The 19,497-nt window shown below is 54.4% G+C and carries 21 protein-coding genes; 7 read left to right on the top strand and 14 right to left on the bottom strand.

Annotated elements, in window-relative coordinates:
* Positions 1-19: 19 nt before the first annotated feature.
* Positions 20-1,354, bottom strand: a complete 1,335-nt coding sequence (gene fliD, locus IM304_RS13560; RefSeq protein ID WP_193355374.1) for a flagellar filament capping protein FliD — start codon at positions 1,352-1,354, stop codon at positions 20-22.
* Positions 1,355-1,557: 203 nt separating this feature from the next.
* Complete coding sequence (locus IM304_RS13555) at positions 1,558-2,442, bottom strand: flagellin (protein ID WP_193355375.1); 885 nt, start codon at positions 2,440-2,442, stop codon at positions 1,558-1,560.
* Positions 2,443-3,217: 775 nt separating this feature from the next.
* Between IM304_RS13555 and IM304_RS13550 the strand changes: the two genes are divergently transcribed.
* Together IM304_RS13550 and IM304_RS13545 are read left to right on the top strand one after the other, a co-directional pair.
* Positions 3,218-4,150 (top strand): transcriptional regulator, encoded by a 933-nt coding sequence (locus IM304_RS13550; protein ID WP_193355376.1) that lies wholly within the window; start codon positions 3,218-3,220, stop codon positions 4,148-4,150.
* Positions 4,122-4,589 (top strand): hypothetical protein, encoded by a 468-nt coding sequence (locus IM304_RS13545; protein ID WP_176609048.1) that lies wholly within the window; start codon positions 4,122-4,124, stop codon positions 4,587-4,589. Before IM304_RS13550 ends, IM304_RS13545 begins: the two co-directional genes overlap by 29 nt.
* Before the next feature lie 25 nt (positions 4,590-4,614).
* Here IM304_RS13545 and IM304_RS13540 read toward each other — a convergent pair whose 3' ends face one another.
* From IM304_RS13540 to flgB, 12 genes are read right to left on the bottom strand one after another with little or no spacing between them, the layout of a single operon-like run.
* Positions 4,615-5,625, bottom strand: coding sequence for a hypothetical protein (locus IM304_RS13540; RefSeq protein WP_193355377.1), 1,011 nt, complete (start codon positions 5,623-5,625; stop codon positions 4,615-4,617).
* A gap of 6 nt (positions 5,626-5,631) precedes the next feature.
* Positions 5,632-6,546, bottom strand: coding sequence for a flagellar hook-associated protein FlgL (gene flgL, locus IM304_RS13535; protein ID WP_193355378.1), 915 nt, complete (start codon positions 6,544-6,546; stop codon positions 5,632-5,634).
* Positions 6,547-6,568: 22 nt separating this feature from the next.
* Positions 6,569-7,936: a flagellar hook-associated protein FlgK gene (gene flgK, locus IM304_RS13530; protein WP_193355379.1), complete on the bottom strand. Its 1,368-nt coding sequence runs from the start codon at positions 7,934-7,936 to the stop codon at positions 6,569-6,571.
* A gap of 3 nt (positions 7,937-7,939) precedes the next feature.
* Positions 7,940-8,329 (bottom strand): rod-binding protein, encoded by a 390-nt coding sequence (locus IM304_RS13525; protein WP_176609052.1) that lies wholly within the window; start codon positions 8,327-8,329, stop codon positions 7,940-7,942.
* Positions 8,329-9,420 carry a flagellar basal body P-ring protein FlgI gene (locus IM304_RS13520; protein WP_176609053.1) on the bottom strand — a complete coding sequence of 364 codons (1,092 nt, stop codon included), beginning with the start codon at positions 9,418-9,420 and terminating at the stop codon, positions 8,329-8,331. The genes IM304_RS13525 and IM304_RS13520 overlap by 1 nt, the downstream gene beginning before the upstream one ends.
* 11 nt (positions 9,421-9,431) lie before the next feature.
* On the bottom strand, positions 9,432-10,097 hold the full coding sequence (gene flgH, locus IM304_RS13515; protein WP_193355380.1) for a flagellar basal body L-ring protein FlgH: 666 nt from the start codon (positions 10,095-10,097) through the stop codon (positions 9,432-9,434).
* Between the two features lie 24 nt (positions 10,098-10,121).
* Positions 10,122-10,907, bottom strand: coding sequence for a flagellar basal-body rod protein FlgG (flgG, locus tag IM304_RS13510; protein ID WP_148420467.1), 786 nt, complete (start codon positions 10,905-10,907; stop codon positions 10,122-10,124).
* Between the two features lie 21 nt (positions 10,908-10,928).
* Positions 10,929-11,660 (bottom strand): flagellar basal body rod protein FlgF, encoded by a 732-nt coding sequence (locus tag IM304_RS13505; protein WP_193355381.1) that lies wholly within the window; start codon positions 11,658-11,660, stop codon positions 10,929-10,931.
* 3 nt (positions 11,661-11,663) lie between these two features.
* Positions 11,664-12,866 carry a flagellar hook protein FlgE gene (gene flgE / locus IM304_RS13500; RefSeq protein ID WP_193355382.1) on the bottom strand — a complete coding sequence of 401 codons (1,203 nt, stop codon included), beginning with the start codon at positions 12,864-12,866 and terminating at the stop codon, positions 11,664-11,666.
* 34 nt (positions 12,867-12,900) lie between these two features.
* On the bottom strand, positions 12,901-13,575 hold the full coding sequence (gene flgD / locus IM304_RS13495) for a flagellar hook assembly protein FlgD (protein WP_148420487.1): 675 nt from the start codon (positions 13,573-13,575) through the stop codon (positions 12,901-12,903).
* 8 nt (positions 13,576-13,583) lie between these two features.
* Positions 13,584-14,009: a flagellar basal body rod protein FlgC gene (gene flgC / locus IM304_RS13490; protein WP_059310347.1), complete on the bottom strand. Its 426-nt coding sequence runs from the start codon at positions 14,007-14,009 to the stop codon at positions 13,584-13,586.
* A gap of 23 nt (positions 14,010-14,032) precedes the next feature.
* Entirely contained in the window at positions 14,033-14,383 is a 351-nt protein-coding gene (flgB, locus tag IM304_RS13485) for a flagellar basal body rod protein FlgB (protein WP_176609057.1), read from the bottom strand.
* Between the two features lie 76 nt (positions 14,384-14,459).
* Between flgB and flgA the strand changes: the two genes are divergently transcribed.
* From flgA to IM304_RS13460, 5 genes are all read left to right on the top strand, one after another.
* Entirely contained in the window at positions 14,460-15,245 is a 786-nt protein-coding gene (gene flgA, locus IM304_RS13480) for a flagellar basal body P-ring formation chaperone FlgA (RefSeq protein ID WP_193355383.1), read from the top strand.
* A gap of 131 nt (positions 15,246-15,376) precedes the next feature.
* The gene (flgM, locus tag IM304_RS13475) at positions 15,377-15,649 is read left to right on the top strand and encodes a flagellar biosynthesis anti-sigma factor FlgM (protein WP_193355384.1); all 273 of its coding nucleotides are present in this window, start codon (positions 15,377-15,379) and stop codon (positions 15,647-15,649) included.
* 2 nt (positions 15,650-15,651) lie between these two features.
* On the top strand, positions 15,652-16,089 hold the full coding sequence (locus tag IM304_RS13470) for a flagellar protein FlgN (protein ID WP_193355385.1): 438 nt from the start codon (positions 15,652-15,654) through the stop codon (positions 16,087-16,089).
* Positions 16,090-16,132: 43 nt separating this feature from the next.
* Complete coding sequence (locus tag IM304_RS13465) at positions 16,133-18,610, top strand: glycosyltransferase (RefSeq protein ID WP_193355386.1); 2,478 nt, start codon at positions 16,133-16,135, stop codon at positions 18,608-18,610.
* Positions 18,607-19,437 (top strand): FkbM family methyltransferase, encoded by an 831-nt coding sequence (locus IM304_RS13460; RefSeq protein WP_193355387.1) that lies wholly within the window; start codon positions 18,607-18,609, stop codon positions 19,435-19,437. Before IM304_RS13465 ends, IM304_RS13460 begins: the two co-directional genes overlap by 4 nt.
* Positions 19,438-19,497 lie beyond the last annotated feature (60 nt).

The following is a 19,497-nucleotide window of genomic DNA, read 5'->3' as shown; positions in this document are numbered from 1 at the left end:
AAAGTCGGTTCCCTTAGAATTAAACAAACATGCTCATGGTGTTGTTCATCTGCGTCATGACTTTTTGCAGCTGCGTAAACTGCTTGTAGTAGCGGCTGTAGGAGGCGTCATAACGCGTATTCATTTTTTCGGTTTTGGTATCGATATCAGATTTTTGGCGGTCCAGGATCTCCTGGCGTCCCTTCAGCATGCCGCTGCTGGTGCTGAGGTATTTATCCAGCGATTTATCCATCGCCTTGAGCATGCCGTCGTTGCCGTTGAAGAATTGCGCGACGGTCTGCGGATCGTTTTTGAGCTGCTTCTCCAGCACGTCAGCATCGAGGGTGAGCTTGCCGTCTTTATCGGCGGAGATGCCGAACTTACTCATGTTCTGGTCACCAAAGGTGCCGCGCAGCAAATTGCCAATATCGGTGCCGAGCGAGGACATCGTGGCATCACCGGCAAACGCGCCGCGCGTTTCCGAGCTGCTGCCGCTTTTCGTCATGCCGGTGAGGGTATCGCGCAGGGTGTTATAGGCATCGAGAAACGCCTGGATCTGGTTTTTCGTTTCGGTGTTATCGGTGTCGATCGAAATCACCAGCGGTTTGTTCTTTTCGGTAGTGCCGGTCAGCTTAATAGAGACGCCATCGACCAGATCGTCCAGGGTGTTGGAACTGCTGGCATACTGTCTGGTGGAATCGCCGAGCGTGAAGAGCGCGTCTTTTCCGTCAGTAATCGTTTGTTGGTCTGCAAAAATATCCTGTCCGGCAGACATGCCGCTGGTATCCATCTCGATTTTGTACTTCGCGCCACTCTGGTCACTGCTCAGCATGAGCGAGACTTTGCCGTCAATTCGCATCAGTGAAGCGGTAACTCCGTTCTGCCCGCTGGCCGCCGTGGTGGAAGTGGGATCCGACGCGCTCGGGAAGTCAGTTTTATTAATCGCATCGGCAAAATCAGCAAGGCTGTCCAGACCATCCATATCAATCTCCATGCTCTCGCCATTGAGATTGATCTTCAGGGTTCCGCTCGCATTTTTAATCGCGTCATCGTCCAGCTTGTCGAAACCGATCTGCTGAGCGGTGGCCAGCTGGGTGACGTTCAGGCTGTAGGTCCCTTTACGCGCGCTGGCGCTGGCGTTAATCGTCGCAATCCCCTCCTGGTTCATGGTGGCGATATTTTTCAGGACGCTGGCGCTGGTGGAATTCAGGGCATTAATTGACGTGCGGAAAGTCGTTAGCGCGGTACGCAGCGACGAAAGGGCTGACGACTGGGCTTCATAGGTTTTTGTCTGGGTGGCGATCGCGTTTTGCAGTGCAAGGACGTCGTAGGTCGCCAGTGTTGTCGCCATCTGTTTTGGATCGAAATCAGACATTATTGGTTCTCCTGGCACGCAAATGTAATTCGGTATGCTTCAGACATAGCAACTATCGTGCCAATTTTTTATTTGTGGTTTTTCAGGTGGTTATGCACAAGCTGGAAGGAGGACTTCCGCTTTTTCCGCCCGGGGGAAAGGCGAAGCCGGATACAAAAACACCGCCATACAGCGGTGTTTTTTCAGCTTTTATCCAGAGTGGATTAGCCCAGCAGAGACATAACCATGCCGGACATGCTGTTGGACTGCTTCAGCATGGACATACTGGTTTGCGCCAGCATCTGGTTACGGGTCATGCTTGACGCTTCGGAGGCCATGTCAGCATCGCGGATATTGCTCAGCGCCAGATCGGTGTTGTCTTTCATGTTCGCCAGGTTCGCCGCCGTGTGGCTCAGACGGTTAATGCTCGCACCCATTTTGGAACGAACGGCACCTACGTCATCCAGAGAACCTTCCAGCGCGGTCATCAGATCTTTTGCATCGCTGGCGGAAGTCAGGTTCAGCTTACCGCTGCTCGCGTTAGCCAGTTTCTGAATTTTATCAAACTGCCCCTTATCGTTAATCAGGCTGCCGGACGCACCTTTCAGCTCAGCAGACAGGTCAACCTTCATGGTTTCATCAGTAGAAGAACCGATCTGGAAGTTCAGCTCTTTAGCGAACTTACCGGATGCGCCGAACAGTTTGTCACCCGCGTAAGAGGTGTTGTTCATGATGTTGCCCAGCTCAGCGTTCAGGTCGTTCAGCTCGGAGTTGATCGCGTCACGGTCTTTCTGAGTGTTGGTGTCGTTCGCTGCCTGCGTTGCGAGGTCTTTCATGCGGTACATGATGTTGCTCACCTCATCGAACGCGCCTTCAGAGGTTTGCAGCAGCGCGGTCGCATCGGCGATGTTACGCTTTGCAACGTCCATACCGTTGGTCTGGCCCTGCAGACGGGTCGCGATCTGCAGACCTGCCGCATCGTCAGCAGCGGAGTTAATGCGTTTACCGGTACCCAGGCGCTCCATTGCGGTGGACAGCATGTTGTTGGCTTTATTCATCGCATTGGTAGATGCCATGGAGGAAGAGCTGGTAAAGATTGAGAATGACATAAGGATTCCTTTTTCGTCCTGGTGATACAGATGGTGTATTCAGTAAAGACGACACGGCAGGCGCGAAGATTAAATCAACGATTACCGAATGCTTATTTTTTACGCAGCCATAGAAATAGCAGCTTGATTTCTAAGGATTAAAAAATTGCTAAAAGGCTCACGCCACCGATCTTTTTTCATCGCGACTTTTCACCGGCAGGACAGGGGCATTTTGGTATCTTTATTAATAATATTTAATATAAAAGTAACGTTCTTATTTATCCGGTTTCATTCGGAAACAAATATAAAAGCTTTATTAAAGCGGCCAAAAATTCAATAAATTAAATGGGAATTATTATTTTTTTAAGTTCGCCACAGAAACAATGATCATTATCAAACAGATCACAACAATAACACAACACCTTCACTTTTTAATCATCTAAATAACATAAGTTTTATTTAATGATTCTTGTTAACCATAAAACAAACTGCTTCATTTCTTCCTGCCCGCTGAGTTAAAAATGGTGTTGCGCATCACATTTTAATCGCGTAAAAAGAGGGCAGGAAACGATCATTCCTTCCCTTATGGGCGTAAAACAGATGAAAACCTTCCCGCTGTAGCATAAAATCGAGCAACAACAGGGAAGACTACGTCCTCTTTTAATCTCCGCAGGCATGCGGCATTCATTAAGAATTCTAAATGGAGTTAACAACTCAATCGGATAACCTCTGATCCCTCCGGGTGTTCAACAGGTTATCGCCATAATAATGGGGTGGTTGAATCCATAACATATAAATGAATAAACGTTATTGCTCCGTAAATAATTGGCTGGTTGACGTCGCTTCAGGCTCTATTCTCCATTTAACCACAGGGGAACGTAAGCGCCTGGGTGAATATCAGCTCAAGCTGCTGGATATTCTGGTTCAGGATGCGGGTAAAATATTTACCCGCGAAGAGTTAACGACCCTGGTCTGGGAACGCCGGGTCATCGGCAATAATAGCTTGCCGAATGCCATTCACGCATTGCGCACCGCATTAGAGGATGATGGTAAAAACCAGCGCATCATCAAGACTATTCCGCGCAAGGGCTATCTGATTGAGCCCGAGTATTGTCGTCTGATCGAAACCGATGAGCCTTGCGATGGGAAAGATGCAGAGGCTGACGTTCCGCCTGTCGAGGCGTCGCTTAACGCTGAGCCTCTGACTGAACCGGAGCAGCCTGAAGGTAACGACGATCCTGCACCGGTAATGGAGCCCGTCCCGGTGCTGAAGCCGGAAAGGCGTCTTCATGGCATCGTTAGCTTTTTACTGGTGATGGCCGCCACCGCCCTCTTTACGGCAGCCGCCTGCTGGTACCTGCTGGGCGGCTACAGCGAACATCTGGTTTCACGGGAGATCCAGCCGGGCGTTTACAGCAATATCCACATTTATGCCGTCGAAACGGCAGGCGATCCGCCCTATATCTCCGTGAACCTGTACGGCAAGTTAAAAGACTCGCTGTATGCCATCAACCAGCAGATCCAGATGCAGTCCGCCACGATGCAGATCTTCTTTCACAGCACCAATTCGTCGCTGAACTACAGCTTCACGCTGTCCAATAAATGCGACAATAAACAGCTGGCGATGTCCATTTACCACTGGCGTACCGATACGGACCAACTCAACAACCTGATCCTGCGAGAAACCCGAAGGAAGCTTCATGAACTGGCTACGTGCAAAACGCCTTAACGTGGCGATCGTCATCGCCGTTCTGGCGACGCTCGTCGTTCTGGCGTTTAAGTATTTCACCACGACCTCAACGCTACAGTACGGCAATGTGGAAGATGACTTCCAGATGGGCTTTTACGACCTGATGTCACAGCAAAAAGAGATTTACGATGTGAGCCTGAAAACCACGCGCGGCGTACTGATGGCCAATATCACCAGCCCGGACGACAACCGCTTTGTCCTGAAGGGAAAGTTTACGCCGACGCAGAAAAAACACGGGCGAATCTACTTTACGCTCACCCCAATTTACTACAGCACCGAGCAGAAGGGGCTAATGATAGATGGCCTTGTCGACCAGCTCATGTACTCCAACTACTGGATGGAGCCGCTCTCTTTTAATCACAAGTCGCTGGTGGTGGGACAAAACGGCGCGATATTCCTCTACCCGGCGTCCCGTTAACGTGGCTGTCCGGCATTAATGGCCCTTAGCCCAGCAGGTTTTTAACCGTTGCCAGCCGGACGTTGGCCTGAGCACCCAGCGCCTGCGACAGCTGGCTAAAACTGTCGGCGCTGCGAGCCAGCCCCTCACCCAGGCGGCGTGAAGCATGCAGCGCCTGCTGTGAGCTGTACACCGTCGCCATATCGTTTATACGGGCGCTGACGCGGTCCTGCTGCTGGCGCAGTTTGCTGCGCTGGCTGGTGATGTGATTAAGGGTATCCTGCAACTTCATTTGCCCCTCTCGCTCCCGCCGCGCGGAGAGCGCCATCATCTCATCGCTGTTCGCGCTTTCCGCCTGCGGGGCCAGCAGGGTGAAGGCATCGGCTGGATAGAGTTTACCTTCGCCACGCACTGAAAAGTGCTGCTTCACCTGCTCCCACCTGCTCTCATCAACGCTGAACAGCAGCTGGCCGCTGTCCGTCTGGCTGGCATGGATCCCCAAGCGCCCCAGACCCACATTCAGCTTTGTCAGCGTCTGTCGCGGCGTCGCCTCTTCCGGCAGCGCAACGGCGGCCATCTCCCGTCGGGTGCCTCCAAGCGCGAAGATCAGCGTTTCCCCGGCCGGGAACTGCACTAATTTTTCGCTGCCCGGCAGGGTGAAATTAACCGCGTTCTTCTTCTCCAGCGAGGCGTTGAGATGGCGATCGATCGTACCGCCGGAAAGCTGCATACGGCGTGAAAGGTGCTTTTGCAGCGCAGCAGCCTGCACGCTGGCATCCCCGCTGCGACCGGAAGTCTGGCGCAGCTGGAGCAGCTGCGTTTCGGTTTTCGCCAGATAGCTGTCCGCCTGCTGCACGGCGGTCAGCTGCTGATTGAGCTGGACGTTATAGCGCATCGGCCGGCGCGACAGCAGGGCGGATTCAGGAAATGAATGACGGGTAAATTCAGCGTCGGGCAAATGTACCCGCCCGACGGTCTGCGGTGCATCGATATTCCCGCGCCCGGCGGGTGCCGGTGCGCTGGCGAGCGGTGAGGATGTTTTTAAACCGACTTGCATTTTACTTTACAACATGCTGAAAAGGTTGAGGTTGCTGACCATACTGTAGGCCTTATACGAGATCTGGACCGAGGTATTGTACAGCTGGAGTTTCGTGTAAGACTCCGCCGTCGGAGCCTCATTAAGGTCAGTTTCTAGCTGGCCGTTCGACAGGCTGACGTCGGTATGCGCATCGTTAATCAGCGTCAGGCGGTTCTGACGGCCACCGAGATCGGTAAACAGCGCCCCCAGGCTATCGCTGGTCGTCTGGGTCATATCGATCATCGCCGTCAGGTCGTCCTGGTAATCCGTCAGGCTGGCGTTCGGATCCTGCATTTTCTCACTCAGCGCTTTGAGCTTGTTCAGCATCTCCAGATCGTTACCTGAGCTGGAAAACGCGTGGGAAATATTGGTGTTTTCGGTAATGCTCACGCCGTTGGCCACCGTCGTTTCCCGGGTCTTCTCATTGCCGCCGAATACGTACTGGCCGTTTTCGTCCAGCGTGACGGTTTTGCTGTCGGTCATGGTGCCGGAGAACAGGTAGCTCCCGTTTTCGTTTTTACTGTTCATCGTCGCCACCAGCGAGTCCAGCATAGATCCCAGCTCCGCACCGTAGCTCGCCAGATCTTTCTGACTCAGCGAACCGTTATTCGCCAGCTTAAGCTTATCGCTCACGGACATCACCTCGTTGCTGAGGGCGTTGATATGGGACTCCTGTATCGACAGCGCGCCGCTCAGGCTGGTGATGTTGCTTTGATATTGCTTAATGGCTGACTGCTCGCGATTGAGCTGCACCAGACGGCTGGCGATAACCGGATCGTCCGACGGTACGTTAATACGCTTTTGCGTCGACAGTTGTTCCGTGAGTTTGCCCATCTGGTAACTATTAACGCCCATTTGCGACATCATGGCGTTATAGAGAAAAAGGCTGCTTACTTGCATATTTCAGATCCCGTGGTTGCGCTTAAAACATACTTAGCAGATCGCTAAAAACCTGATTACCCGTGGAAATCACCTTCATACTCGCCTGGTAGGCCTGCATGTAGGCTTGCAGATTCATCGCCTCACGATCCTGATTCACGCCGCTCAGGTCATCACGCTGCTTTTGCGCGTCGTCCCTTACCGCGACGGCCGCATCCATTTCGGTTTTACTCTGCTTGCTGGCAATACCGATGGTCGAAATAATGGCTGCCGCCCCTTCGTTCAGGCTCATGTTGCCCATCCCCGGAATGTCGGCTTTCTGATTCTTCAGCTCAAGCAGGGCGTTAAGGTTGTCGCCATTGCCCGGCTCCTTCGGGTCGCCGGAAAGCGCCAGCTCGTCGGGAGCCAGATCGTTTACCTGTAGCATGCCCGCCGGGTTCGACGCATCGAAGGTGAACAACGGTTTCCCCTGCTTGCCGTTCAGATCGTAGCCCTGCGCCAGCTGCGCGTTGAACATATCCGCCACGGCTTGCGCCATGCCCTGCACGGAGTCGCCCATCTGCTTCAGCGTGCCGGTTTCATAGTCATAAAGCGCCCCCAGCTGACCGCCCGTTGAGGGATTGAGGGAAAACTCGCTGGTCGAAAACGCCAGCGTCAGCGTGGTATTACCGTTGCTGTCCTTACCGGTGCTAAGCTTGCCCGCCGTCTTGCCGCTCACCAGCGGCTGACCGTTACTTAACGAGACGGTGTAGCCGTTGCTATCGTCGGTTACTTTGACGTCAGCCATTGAGCTCAGCGTCTTCACCAGCTCGTCACGCTGATCGCGCAATACGCTGCTGTTGCCGCCCGTGGATTCCATCGCAGCAATCTTCTTGTTGTATTCTGCAATGTTGCCGCTCAGGGTGTTGATCTGCTCCACCATCGCCCCACGCTGCGTGTTGATGGACTCTTTCTGGCTGGAGATAAAATCATTCATGCTGTTGAAGCGGGTAGAGAGCGTGTTTGCCTGGTTCAACAGCTGCTGGCGCAGCGCCTGAGATTCAGGCTGCTGCGTCAGGGCGTTCAGGGCGCTAAAAAAATCGTCCAGGCCATTTCCGAGGCTCGTCGAGTCGGTGCCGATGACCTTCTCCAGGGAGCTGACGTACTCGTTACCCATGCTGAAATAGGCGGCTTTGGTGTTGGTCTGCCAGACCTGGTTGACGAGGTACTGACTGGAGAGCCTGCGAATACTGTTCACCTGAACGCCGTTACCCGGCGAGAGTCCGGCCTCGCCCATCGGGCCGATGGCGCTCTGAACAATCCCCTGACGGGTATAGCCTGGCGTCAGCAGATTATTCGCATTCATCGACGAGACGAGCATCCCCATGTTAGCTGCCTGCAGTCCGCTGTAGGCGATATCAAACATACTCATGGCTTACTCCTGTCCTTCGGTTATCTGGAACGACTGCAAATGGCGTTCCTGCGGTTGTCCCTGTAAAGCGGCCGCTTCCACCTGATTCTTAAGCGGGGCCGTCACCTGCGGGGAAAGCTGGTTAATAATCATCTGAGCAATGCCGGTGCTGCGCTGGGAGGCCAGCTCTGACGCCATTTTGTCATCATAGAAATCGCGCATCATGCGCTGCTGTTTGCTGTTGAAGGGGTTATCTTCCCCCAGCACGTCGGAGGCCTTACGCATTTGCGATAGCATTGAGCGCAGCATCAGCGCCTCAAACTGCCCGGCGGCCTGTTCAAGCGTTTGCGGCTTTACCTGGCCGGTAATATCACCCGGCAGAATAGCGGTTTGTCGGTTAATCGCATTCAGCATTACATCACCACCAGTTCAGCATCCAGCGCCCCGGCTTCGTGCAGCGCCTGCAGGATAGCCATCGTGTCATCCGGGGCTGCCCCCAGGCTGTTGAGGGTATTGACGATACTGCGCAGGCTGGTGCCGGCTGAGATGGTCACCATCTGCCCACGTCCACGATTAACGTCAACGTCGCTCTGCGGGGTCACCACCGTCTGTCCACGGCCAAAGGCATTGGGCTGGCTGACGTTTGCGGATTCGCGAATGGTGACCGTCAGATTGCCGTGAGAAACCGCCGCGGCGCGGACGATCACCCCATCGCCGATCACCACCGTGCCGGTCCGGGCGTTAAACACCACCCGCGGCGGCTGCTTGCCGGCGTTGATCTGGACATCTTCAAGCGACGACATAAAAGCCACCCGCTCGCCTGCCCCCATTGGGGCACGCACGGAGACATTGGTGGCGCTCTGGGCCGTCGCCGTTCCTGCCCCAAACGCGTTATTCAGCGCTACCGCTACCGCGTTGGCGGTTTTAAAGCTCGGCCGCTTGAGGTTCAGCATCACCGTCGGCTCCTGCTGGAAATCGCTCGGGATTTCACGTTCCACCGAACCGCCGTTCGGTACGCGGCCTACCGTTGGCGTATTGATGGTAACGCTGGAACCGCTATTGCCTTCCGCCTTCACGCCGCCCACGACCACATTACCCTGCGCCAGGGCATACACCTCACCGTCGGCACCGCGAAGCTGAGTCAGGAGCAGCGTTCCACCGCGCAGGCTTTTGGCATCGCCGATGGAAGAGACGGTGACGTCAATGGTTTGTCCGAGCGAGTAGCCCGGCGGCAGCGTGGCGCTAATGGCGACGGCCGCGACGTTTTTCACCTTCGGGTCAATTTTGGCCGGCAGCTGGACACCAAACTGGCGCAGCATATTGGTGACCGACTGGCTGGTGAACTTCACCTGGTTTTTATCCCCGGTTCCGTCCAGACCCACTACCAGGCTATAGCCGATCAGCTGGTTACCACGCACTCCCTGAATGTCCACCACATCGCGCAAAGGCTGGGCAGCAACGCCAAGGCTGTACAGGCACAGGAGCAGTAAAATTCGTCTAAACACGCTCGACTCCGTCAGATAGGGAACAGGGGATGGTTAAAGAAGCGCACCAGCCAGCCGGCCGCGTTTGCATCACTCAGCGCGCCGCGTCCGGCGTAGGAGATACGCGCGTTGGCGATACGCTGTGAGGAGACGGAGTTATCGCGCTCAATATCGTCGGCTCTTACGAGGCCGGTGACCCGCATGTACTCATCTCCCTGATTGAGGGTGAGCCATTTTTCGCCGCGGATTGCCAGCACGCCGTTGGGCAAGACTTTATAAACCGCCACGGTGATCGCTCCGCGCAGGCTGTTTTGCTGCTGCGACGTGGCGCTACCGTTGAAGTTACGGTTACCATCTACCGACCCGGACAGCTTATCCACCGAGTGGCCAAAGGCCTCCGGGATGCCGAGCGAGACGTCATTCTTCTTGCCAAAGTTCGTTCGCGCCTGCTTGCTCGCCTGGGTGGATTCGTCCAGCTTTACGGTCAGGATGTCGCCGATGCGATAGGCGCGGCGATCCTGAATAAGCGACCAGTTATAGCCGCTGTTATAGACGCCACCGCCGCGGACGTGCGTCTCCGGCATGGCGAAATCTTCCGGCGGCGCGTACGCCGCATCGTCTTTGTGCACCAGCAGTGCCGGGCTTTCGCAGCCCGACAGCACCAGCGCCAGTAAACCGATCGCTACCTGCTTTTTCATCTCTTTCACTTTACGGCTCTGCCGTTACATCGACTGCGTAACAAACTTCAGCATGTCGTCTGCGGCAGAAACCATCTTGGCGTTCATTTCATAGGCGCGCTGGACGGTGATCATGTCGACCATCTCCTCAACGACCTGCACGTTAGAGCCTTCCAGCGATCCCTGCTCCAGCTGACCGAAGGCCTCTTCACCGGGAACGCCTTCCACCGCTTCACCGCTGGCGGCCGTTTCACGATAGAGGTTGCCGCCAACAGCCTCGAGACCGGCCGGATTGACAAAATTCACCAGCGTCAGCTGCCCCAGTTCAATCGGATCGGTTTCACCCGCGACCGTCGCGGTGATGGTGCCGTCTTTGCCGATCTGAATATCCTTCACGTTATCCGGCAGTTCGATTTGCGGGATCAGCGGCAGCCCCTGCGCGTTCGTCAGCACGCCTTCAGGCGATTTTTGCAGGTTACCGGCGCGGGTATAGGCGATATCACCGTTGGCCGTTTCCACCTGGAAAAAGCCCTGCCCGGTAATCGCCACGTCCAGGCTCTGCCCGGTGTTCTGAATGTTGCCGACGGTGAACTCTTTCTGGGTACCGACAATCTTGACGCCGGTACCGAACTGGATGCCCGTCGGTGAGATAGTGTCCTGATCGAGCTGGCCGCCCGGGGTGCGCTGATTCTGGTAGAACAGATCGGCGAACATGGCGCGGTCACGTTTAAAACTGGTGGTATTGACGTTCGCCAGGTTGTTGGAGATGGCGGTCATTTTGGCGTCCTGCGCCGCTAGCCCAGTTTTACTGATCCATAAAGCGGGATTCATCTGTATTCCTCAAATGTGTTGTCAGGTGCCGCGAATCAGGCGGTTACCAGCGTTTGCGAGATCTTCAGCGGCTTTCATCATCTTGATCTGCGCTTCAAACTGGCGATTGAGCGCAATGCTGGAGACCATTTCGCTGATGGCCGACACGTTGGCGGATTCAAGATGTCCGGCGGCCACCTTCACCTCTTCGTCACGCGGATTAAACGCCGCGCTGGTGATCAAGAAACCGGCTTCGTTTTTGCTGAGCTCGCTGGCGGGGATATTCACCAGCTTCACGCGGTCAATATCCATCGGGGCGGCGATGTCGCCGTCCTCCGGCACGATAGTGATTACCCCATCCTCGCCGATTGAGATGGAGGAGTAAGGCGGCAGCACGATCGGGCCGTTATCGCCCTCCAGCGGCAGGCCGCTGACTGACAGCTCGCCATCAGCGTTGATGTCGATTTGGCCGTTACGCGTATAGACCTCACGAGTGCCGCTGCGCAGCGTAATCAGGCCGTCGCCCTTCACGGCAATATCCAGGTCACGCCCGGTTTCACGCATGGCTCCCGGCGTCATATCGACGCCGCCCTGAGTGGGCTGCGCCAGATAACGCGAGGCATAACCCTCGCCGCCGATCTGCTGCGTGAGCGCTTTGTCGAGATCGCTACGAAACCCCTGGGTATTAACGTTCGCCAGGTTATTCGCGTGGATTTCCTGCTGCGTCAGGCTTCGCGAGGCGCCGCTGACGGCGGTGAACAGTAGGCGATCCATCGATTACACCGCCTGGAAGAGCGAGGTCATCATGCTGTCGTTGGTGCTGATCACCTTGGTATTCGCCTGATAGTTTCGCTGGGCGGTCATCAGCCCGACCAGTTCGGCGGTCAGATCGACGTTTGACGACTCCAGCGCCCCGGAAACAACAGAACCCAGCAGGCCGGTACCCGGCGTGCCGGTCAGCGGCGCGCCAGAGCTGGCGGTTTGTGACCAGGTTGTACCGTCCTGCGCGGACAGGCCGTTCGGATTAGCGAAGTTCGCCAGCACCAGCTGCCCCTGCAGCAAACGCTCGCCGTTAGAGAAGGTGGCATAAACGCAGCCGTCCTGATCGATTGCCTGGCCCGTGCGTTCGCCGGAGGCATAGCCGTCACCTTTGTTTTTGCTGACGGAGAAATCAGAACCATACTGGCTGGTGCCGCCGTAGGTCATGTCAAGCGTAATGGGATTAGCGCCCGCAACATCCGCGGTCAGCGTGACTGCTCCGCTCGGATCGGTAAGCACGCCCTGGCTGTTAAAGGTCAGCTTCTGTACCTGCTCCGTACCGCCGCTGGTCACCGGCGTATCGTCCATGTAGTAGTGCACTTCCCAGGCGTTTTCGCCGGTTTTCACGAAGTACTGGTTCAGGGTGTGCTCACGGCCCAGCGAGTCATAAACCTGAGTGGTGTAGGAGTTGTTATAGGAGGTGTTGTCTTTAGGATTGAATGGCGTAGTGGCCGGAACGTCCGCGCGCGCGTCCATGTTGGCGGTAAAAGCGATACTTTCCGTCGCTTTTGCCGGAATCGAACCGCTGCTGATCGTCAGGTTGCCGATAGTGCCCACCTGGAGCGTACCGCTGGCATCAACGGGATACCCCTGAAGATACATCCCTTTGTTGTTGACAAGATGACCGTTGCTGTCGGTGCCGAAGTAGCCCGCGCGGGTATAGGCGGTAGTACCTGCGCTATCGCGAACCATAAAAAAGCCATTACCGTTGATGGCCAGATCCAGCGCGGTACCGGTGGAAGTAATACTTCCCCCTTTGGTAATGCTCTGGGTAACGGCAGTTACGCCCACGCCCAGCGGCTGGCTTTCCGCGTACAGCGCGGAAAACTCCGCGCGCCCGGATTTAAACCCCACGGTACCGGAGTTGGCAATGTTGTTAGAGATAGCACTCAGCTGCTCGGTAATCGCATTCAGACCGGACGTTGCAATACTAAAGCTCATAATCGTTCCTGTTTAATTAATATCCTGATTCACTTCAGGCTTTGTTCCTGGAGGCAGTGCCAAACTGGCTGATGTTGTTGTAGGCGACTTCGCCAAGACCGTCGATATTGAGTACCGTCGGGCTACCGTCGAGAGGAATGCGCACGTTGTTTACCACCCCGCCCATTTCGAGCGGCACTTTCTCTTCACCGGTATCGGTCACCACGCTCAGGGTGTATTTGCCTTCGCTCAGCCCCAGCGCTTCCGGGTCGAAGGTGAAATCCACCTGCCCCGCTTCCTGCTTGCCCAGCTCAATTTTGTGTTCAATACCGGCGGCATCTTTGGCAATCACCGTCACCACGCCGGCGGCATGCTCCAGCGTCAGACGTCCGTCAAGCACGCTCTCGCCATCGCTGTTCACCGAATCGGTCTGCACCATCACGTGCTGTCCCACCAGGTTGCCGGTAGTCAGCGTTTGCAGGTTGTCCATCAGCACGGAATTGTTCGCCATCAGCTGCGACATGGTTTCCATTGATTGCACCTGGGTAAGCTGGGCCAGCTGGCTCACGTACTCGGTACCGTCGGTAGGGTTGAGCGGATCCTGGTTCTGGATCTGCGCGACCAGAAGCTGCATAAACATGGTGTTCATGCCGGAGGCGGACTGGTTGCTGGCAATGCCGTCCGTTGTACTGCCGGAACGGCTTTTGGCGTAAGCGCCGTCTACGTTCATATCCATGCTTATGCTTCTCCAAGTCGCAGCAGGCTTTGCTGCATGCTTTTCACACTGTTCAGCACATCCACGTTGGTTTCAAAACCGCGTGATGCCGACATCATATCCGCCATCTCTTCCACCACGTTGACGTCCGGGTAGTAGACATAGCCGTCGGGATTGGCCATCGGGTTGTGCGGCTCATAGCGCTGTACCGCGTTACCGGTCTCAACGACGTCCATCACCTGCACGCGCGCACCGGTTAAGGCCTGATGGTTCATCAACTCGTCATTTTTATACACCGCAGCAAATACCGGACGGCGCGCTTTATAGGTGCCGTCTTCGGTAGCAGAGGCGGTTTCTGCGTTGGCGAGATTACTGGCGATGGTATTAAGACGAACGGTTTGCGCCGTCATCGCCGATCCCGAAACGCGATAAATATCCGAAAAAGCCATATTTCGTGGTTACCTGCGTTGGGTTACTTACCGTCAATGGCCTTTTTAAGGCCAGTGAACTTCATGTTTAAAAAGGCAAGGCTCATCTGATAGTCCTGGGTGTTCTTCGCGAACTCCGCCTGCTCGACGTTCAGTGAAACGGTATTGCCGTCGGAAGACGGTTGGTAAGGCACCCGATACATCTCCTGCGGGGCAGACGAAAAGGAAAAACTCGACCGTGAACGTTGCATCTCGGAGGCAAAATCAATATCTTTAGCCTGGAAGTTAGGGGTATCAACGTTTGCCAGATTGGCTGAAAGCAGCTCTGCTCGGGAAAGTCGAAGTGCTACAGCCTGTGGATGAACGCCCAATGCTTTGTCAAAAGTAATACTCACAATTCACACCCTCGTGATGCTTAAACCTGCATGCTCTGCGTTTTCATAGCAACTTTCATGCCAAGGTTTTAAGCTTATGATTTACAGTGTTTTTCCTCTTTTTTTAAGCCTCAGGGTGAAACGGTATTTCCGCTTTCTGATGGCGTTTTTCCTGCTGTCGTTTTCAGTTACCGCGCTGGCCGATGTCGCCCCTGCCATCAGCGCCCGCAAGCAAGTTTTTGCCACCGTCCAGCACCACGCGTCGGATCTCATTCGCCAGGAGGCAAAGCGCCGTCGCTGGCCTGACTATCAGGCGAAAATGAATCTGTTTATTCCAGGTGAAGTTTCACAGTACGCGGCATGCCCTGAAAAACTGGCCGTTTCTCTTTCCGGCGGCGACCGCCTTGACATCAATCGCCTGCGCTTTGACGTGCGCTGCGCGGGCCCCGGAGGCTGGGATATTCCGGTTACCGTAAAGCCAGAAATTTACCTGCCGGCAATCGTCGCCAGCGCCACGCTGGAACGCGGTCACGTCATCACTCCCGACAGCATCGCCATTAAAAAGCTCAACGTCAGCAATATGCGCGGTGAATATCTGACCCAGCCAGACGACATCATCGGGATGACCGTCAGGCGCCGCATACGCGATCGGCAGGCAATTACGCTTCAACAGCTGGAAGCGCCGCTGCTGGTAGAACGCGGCCAGCGCGTGCTGATGATTGCCGGACAAAACGGCGTGGAAGCCAGAACGATGGGTGAGGCCATGAAGAAGGGACGCAAAGGCGAGATCATTAAGGTCAAAAACGAGACCAGCGGACGGATCGTCAGCGCTATTGTTGCCGACGTTGGCGTGGTGAATATGGTGTATGCCAGCGGCAGGTAAAAAACTTACCTCCCTGTTTAAGTTACCGCACGCCATAGCCGCTCTTTACACATAACGGCACAGGAAGCAGGACTTCCGCAGGGCAAGGTTCATACGCAACCAGAACAGACGATAGGTAAAAGGGCAAAGCGATGAAAGTAGCAGCACCGCAGTACAACCTGACCACTGCAATTAATAAAGCCAGCAGCGCGGAACAAACGTGCACCGTGGCGCAGGAGGGTACCCGCGTGATGCGCAGCGCCGCCATCGATCCGGTCCTGGGCGATGCGCAGACGCAGTTAAGCACGCTGCCAGAAGTGGACATGGCGCGTGTCGCCGAAATGAAGGAAGCCATTAGCAGCGGCAAAATCAGCATCAATATTGATTCGCTGGCCGAGGCGATGCAGAAGTATTTCCTGAGGTAATTATGACCAACGCCGCCCAGCGCGTTAAAACCCTGATTCAGGATATGGCGGAAGATCGCAAGCACTACAGTGCCCTGACCGCCCTGCTCGACACACAGCGCCGCCATATTGTCGCCCGCGATAGCGCGGCGCTGGAAACGCTCAACGCGCAGCTGATGGCGATTTACCAGCAGCTATCAAAAAATAGCCAACAGCGCTATAAGCTTTTAAATGAACTGGGTGTCACTCCGAATGCCGAAGGCATAAAATCGCTGATCGCCCGGCTGCCCACCACCCACCGGCCAACCGTTTCAGCCCTCTGGAAAGGTCTCCAGCAGCAGGCCACCGCCTGTCAACGCGCCAACGACTACAACGGTACGCTGATAAATATGCAGCAGGAGATCCTGGGGAATTTGCTGAACAGCAGCGCGCCGGAGAACTGGTTGTATCAGGAGGGGTGATGCCCCTGCTTTTTTATTTTGCATTTCCCTCTGAGTATTTCGAATGCCAACATCCACCATGCTTCGCCAGTTAGTCGCAGTCCATGCAAAAGCCTTTCATTCATTACTAAAATTCGGCCATCCACCAGCCGAATGCATCAGCGATGCCCGAAAAATTTTAGGTATCCAGCATGTAGATGAGTTCGTTGAGCATAACGATTCGCTACTCGCGAAACAGTTTGATTTTCTTCTGGTGCAGGCGGGTAGAGAAAGTCTGGAATTATTAAAGACATGGCTGGACAAGGTGCCCGCGCGCAGCGATTTGCTTCTCTGTGGTGCCAATGAGGATCGGTTTGCCCAGGCCGCTTACTGGCTCGGCCGCAAAGGTTACCGGTGCGTATGTCAGTCCGCGAATGGCAACGATTTCTATTTCACCGTACTGCCAGGTTCACGCCAGCATATTGTGATGACCGCCACTGCCGACAATTACCACTTCGCCAATCCGCTAATCGACCTTGCCCGTCAGGAAGGCCATCTGGTGACGCCGCTATCGCTCAATGGGTTAACCGTGGAAATGCTGCAAGGCTGGCTGCAACACTGCGATGTTGCCTGGTTTGAGTGGGGAGATAGCGCGGCGATAGCCGCCAGCCGCTTGCAAAAAACCTGCCGCATGGTTTGCAGGATCCATCGTTATGAGTTGTACGATAACGCTTTTTTAGACGCCAACTGGCATATTTTTGACGAAGTTATTTTCGTTTCAGAGGCCATGAAAAGGCGATTTGTTACGCTACTGGGCGATAAGCTCCCTCCTACCTTGCTCTTGACGGTCATCGGCAATTTAACCAATCACCAGCCCGTCGCCACGCTGCCGAAGGCCAAACGCGATCCCTTCCAAATTGGCTGCGTTACGCGCTTTGTTGGGGCAAAAAATCTCTTTCAGTTAATTCATGTAATGCAAATGCTGATCAAACGCGATACACGCTATCGCCTTGCGATCGTTGGACGCGTGGAGGATCGCTGTCTCTATGAATCCTTCAAAGAGATCCTGGAACAGACGGGAATGTCCAAATACGTCCGGATTGAAAGTCCGCTCCCTGCCAATAAAATGGCGCAATGGTATAGCCGCAAATCGTATCTGCTCTCTACGAGTTACATCGAATCTCAAGGGATGGCGATTTTTGAAGCGATGCTGGCGGGCGTCAAACCCGTTGTCTTTGCGGCAACCGGCGGATTACAAGAATACCTCCCCGCAGAGTGGTGCTTTACAAACCTGGATGAAGCGGTGGAACAGTTGCTAACGCCGCCGGCGTCTGCCGATTTTTACGCACAACGGGCGGTGGAGCTGCTCAATCAGCAAAGCGTTGCCAGCGCATATCGACAGCGCTGGACGCCAGACGCGCCAATGTACCGTTTCACCATTATCATTCCATGCTACAACCGGCAGGAAATGATCGTATCGGCAATCGCCTCCGCGCTCAATGTAGACTACCCGCATTTTGACGTCCTGGTCGTCGATGACGGCTCCAGCGATGACACGTTAGCATGTATTGCTGACACTTTTGATGACCCGCGTCTTCGCGCGATCGCGAAAACGCACACTAACGCACCGGATACCCGCAACCTGGGTATACAGCACGCTAAAGGTGAGTTCATCGTCTGGCTGGACAGCGATGATATCCTGCACCGTTCAACGCTGCGCCACTATGACGCGCTGCTCAGACGCTGGCCAACATCCGATATTATTTCCTGTGGTATCAGCCAGTTTGGCAGCACGCAGAAACGCTTTTACCGAAACGAACAGGCATTGCCTCCTGCGAATCTGTTATCACAAATTGTATGGGGATGCCCGATTACCAATCCTGGCTGCTGCGTAAGAAAAACGGTCTATGACACCGTTGGCGGCTACGACGAACATTTTCTGCGCGCGCATGACTACGAATTCTGGTCACGTGCATTAGGCAGCGCAAACGTACTGTTTACGGCCCGGAATAACGTACAGTATCGCCTGCATGGTAATAACCTGACGGGAATGGGTGGACCCGTTGATCAAACCTACGAATATCGCATTTTCACCCGTATTATCGCGCGTTACCCGGTCAGCTTGCTTTTTCCGGGAATAACATCCGGGCAGGCAAAAAAAATCATCGCCCAACTCCATGAGCAGCGAGAAAAATTGTGTGGGCTGGAAAATCTGGCAATTGTCATTCCCGCAATGGGCGAACAACTGGAAAAACTGGATTCGGCGTTTTTGGCGCTGGGTAAGCAACAGGATCGCGCTTTTACCACCTGGGTGGTCTCAGATCACGACCTCAGCTTCCTCTCAGTGCCGACACTGCGACATGAACGATACGATCCACAAGCGATAGTTCGGGAGCTTACGGCCCAGTGCCCCACATGCTACAGCTATGTCTATGCTTTGCAGCCCGACGAAACGTTAACATCAGATGCGATTAGCCAGCTCAAATTACACATCCTGACAAAGACTCATGCGTTGCCGACAGGGTTTATTTGCCTGCGCACCGCTCCACAGGTATTACTATGAACAAAATAATGGCTTTGCCACTCGCTGAAAAACTCACTCAGCTATTTACGCTGGCCGACGAAGAAAATTTTGATAATTTATCGTTTACTTTCCTGGAAGAAACAATTTCTGTTTTCCATTTAAAACAAGATTTTATCCCTCAGCAAATCCAGAAGCATCGTAGCTTTTACGAAGCTGAATTTTTGCAAACGCTCAGCTTTTTCTGGGATCGTAAGGGGCTAGTATTTGATATCGGCGCAAATATTGGTAACCACAGCCTGTGGTTTTCCAAAATAATGGGGGCCAGGGTCTGGGCGTTTGAACCGGTTGAAGTCAATGCCCTTATTCACTGCGTAAATATGGAGATGAATCATGTGAAGGATTCTGTTCGTTTGTTCCATATCGCTCTGGATAATCAGGAGGGTGAACTGGCAATAGGAATGACGCAGCAGAAGAATATGGGCACCTGGTCAATCCACGGTGGAGATGAGGATAACTGTATTAAGGTACGCGTTACCCCCCTTGACCGTTTGCTGGAACAGACGCATCCGGAGCAGCCAGTATCGTTAATCAAAATTGATGTTGAGGGTATGGAGCTCAACGTCCTCAAAGGTGCCTGTGAAACGCTACAGCGTTTTCAACCTGTGCTGGCGCTGGAGTGCGCCACGCTGGATGAATTAGGCGAGCTGGAAGCGCTGATCGCCCCCTGGGGCTATTTCCCAATCGAGGTGATGAATTATACGCCCACGTTTATCTGGCTGAATAAATACAACGCTCTGCATATGGAAAAACTCAGCGAGTACGTGCGTCACCAGACTCTTCTGAAACGTCATACCCGCTATGCATGACGTTAGCCCTCAGTTTAAATACTGAGGGCTTCCTGCAATAACGTGCTTATACTGCTCTTC

Source organism: Enterobacter cloacae complex sp. P40C2, assembly GCF_014930695.1.
Taxonomy (GTDB): Bacteria; Pseudomonadota; Gammaproteobacteria; order Enterobacterales; family Enterobacteriaceae; genus Enterobacter; species Enterobacter pasteurii.
Note: the sequence above shows the minus strand (reverse complement) of the source record. Positions and strands in the feature narration are given on the sequence as shown.

What these genes read in the sequence shown, in the direction of transcription:
- fliD (WP_193355374.1), bottom strand. Translation starts at nt 1,354, where the DNA reads ATGTCTGATTTCGATCCAAAACAGATGGCGACAACACTGGCGACCTAC.
- IM304_RS13555 (WP_193355375.1), bottom strand. Translation starts at nt 2,442, where the DNA reads ATGTCATTCTCAATCTTTACCAGCTCTTCCTCCATGGCATCTACCAAT.
- IM304_RS13550 (WP_193355376.1), top strand. Translation starts at nt 3,218, where the DNA reads ATGAATAAACGTTATTGCTCCGTAAATAATTGGCTGGTTGACGTCGCT.
- IM304_RS13545 (WP_176609048.1), top strand. Translation starts at nt 4,122, where the DNA reads ATGAACTGGCTACGTGCAAAACGCCTTAACGTGGCGATCGTCATCGCC.
- IM304_RS13540 (WP_193355377.1), bottom strand. Translation starts at nt 5,625, where the DNA reads ATGCAAGTCGGTTTAAAAACATCCTCACCGCTCGCCAGCGCACCGGCA.
- flgL (WP_193355378.1), bottom strand. Translation starts at nt 6,546, where the DNA reads ATGCAAGTAAGCAGCCTTTTTCTCTATAACGCCATGATGTCGCAAATG.
- flgK (WP_193355379.1), bottom strand. Translation starts at nt 7,936, where the DNA reads ATGAGTATGTTTGATATCGCCTACAGCGGACTGCAGGCAGCTAACATG.
- IM304_RS13525 (WP_176609052.1), bottom strand. Translation starts at nt 8,329, where the DNA reads ATGCTGAATGCGATTAACCGACAAACCGCTATTCTGCCGGGTGATATT.
- flgH (WP_193355380.1), bottom strand. Translation starts at nt 10,097, where the DNA reads ATGAAAAAGCAGGTAGCGATCGGTTTACTGGCGCTGGTGCTGTCGGGC.
- flgG (WP_148420467.1), bottom strand. Translation starts at nt 10,907, where the DNA reads ATGAATCCCGCTTTATGGATCAGTAAAACTGGGCTAGCGGCGCAGGAC.
- IM304_RS13505 (WP_193355381.1), bottom strand. Translation starts at nt 11,660, where the DNA reads ATGGATCGCCTACTGTTCACCGCCGTCAGCGGCGCCTCGCGAAGCCTG.
- flgE (WP_193355382.1), bottom strand. Translation starts at nt 12,866, where the DNA reads ATGAGCTTTAGTATTGCAACGTCCGGTCTGAATGCGATTACCGAGCAG.
- flgD (WP_148420487.1), bottom strand. Translation starts at nt 13,575, where the DNA reads ATGAACGTAGACGGCGCTTACGCCAAAAGCCGTTCCGGCAGTACAACG.
- flgC (WP_059310347.1), bottom strand. Translation starts at nt 14,009, where the DNA reads ATGGCTTTTTCGGATATTTATCGCGTTTCGGGATCGGCGATGACGGCG.
- flgA (WP_193355383.1), top strand. Translation starts at nt 14,460, where the DNA reads ATGATTTACAGTGTTTTTCCTCTTTTTTTAAGCCTCAGGGTGAAACGG.
- flgM (WP_193355384.1), top strand. Translation starts at nt 15,377, where the DNA reads ATGAAAGTAGCAGCACCGCAGTACAACCTGACCACTGCAATTAATAAA.
- IM304_RS13470 (WP_193355385.1), top strand. Translation starts at nt 15,652, where the DNA reads ATGACCAACGCCGCCCAGCGCGTTAAAACCCTGATTCAGGATATGGCG.
- IM304_RS13465 (WP_193355386.1), top strand. Translation starts at nt 16,133, where the DNA reads ATGCCAACATCCACCATGCTTCGCCAGTTAGTCGCAGTCCATGCAAAA.
- IM304_RS13460 (WP_193355387.1), top strand. Translation starts at nt 18,607, where the DNA reads ATGAACAAAATAATGGCTTTGCCACTCGCTGAAAAACTCACTCAGCTA.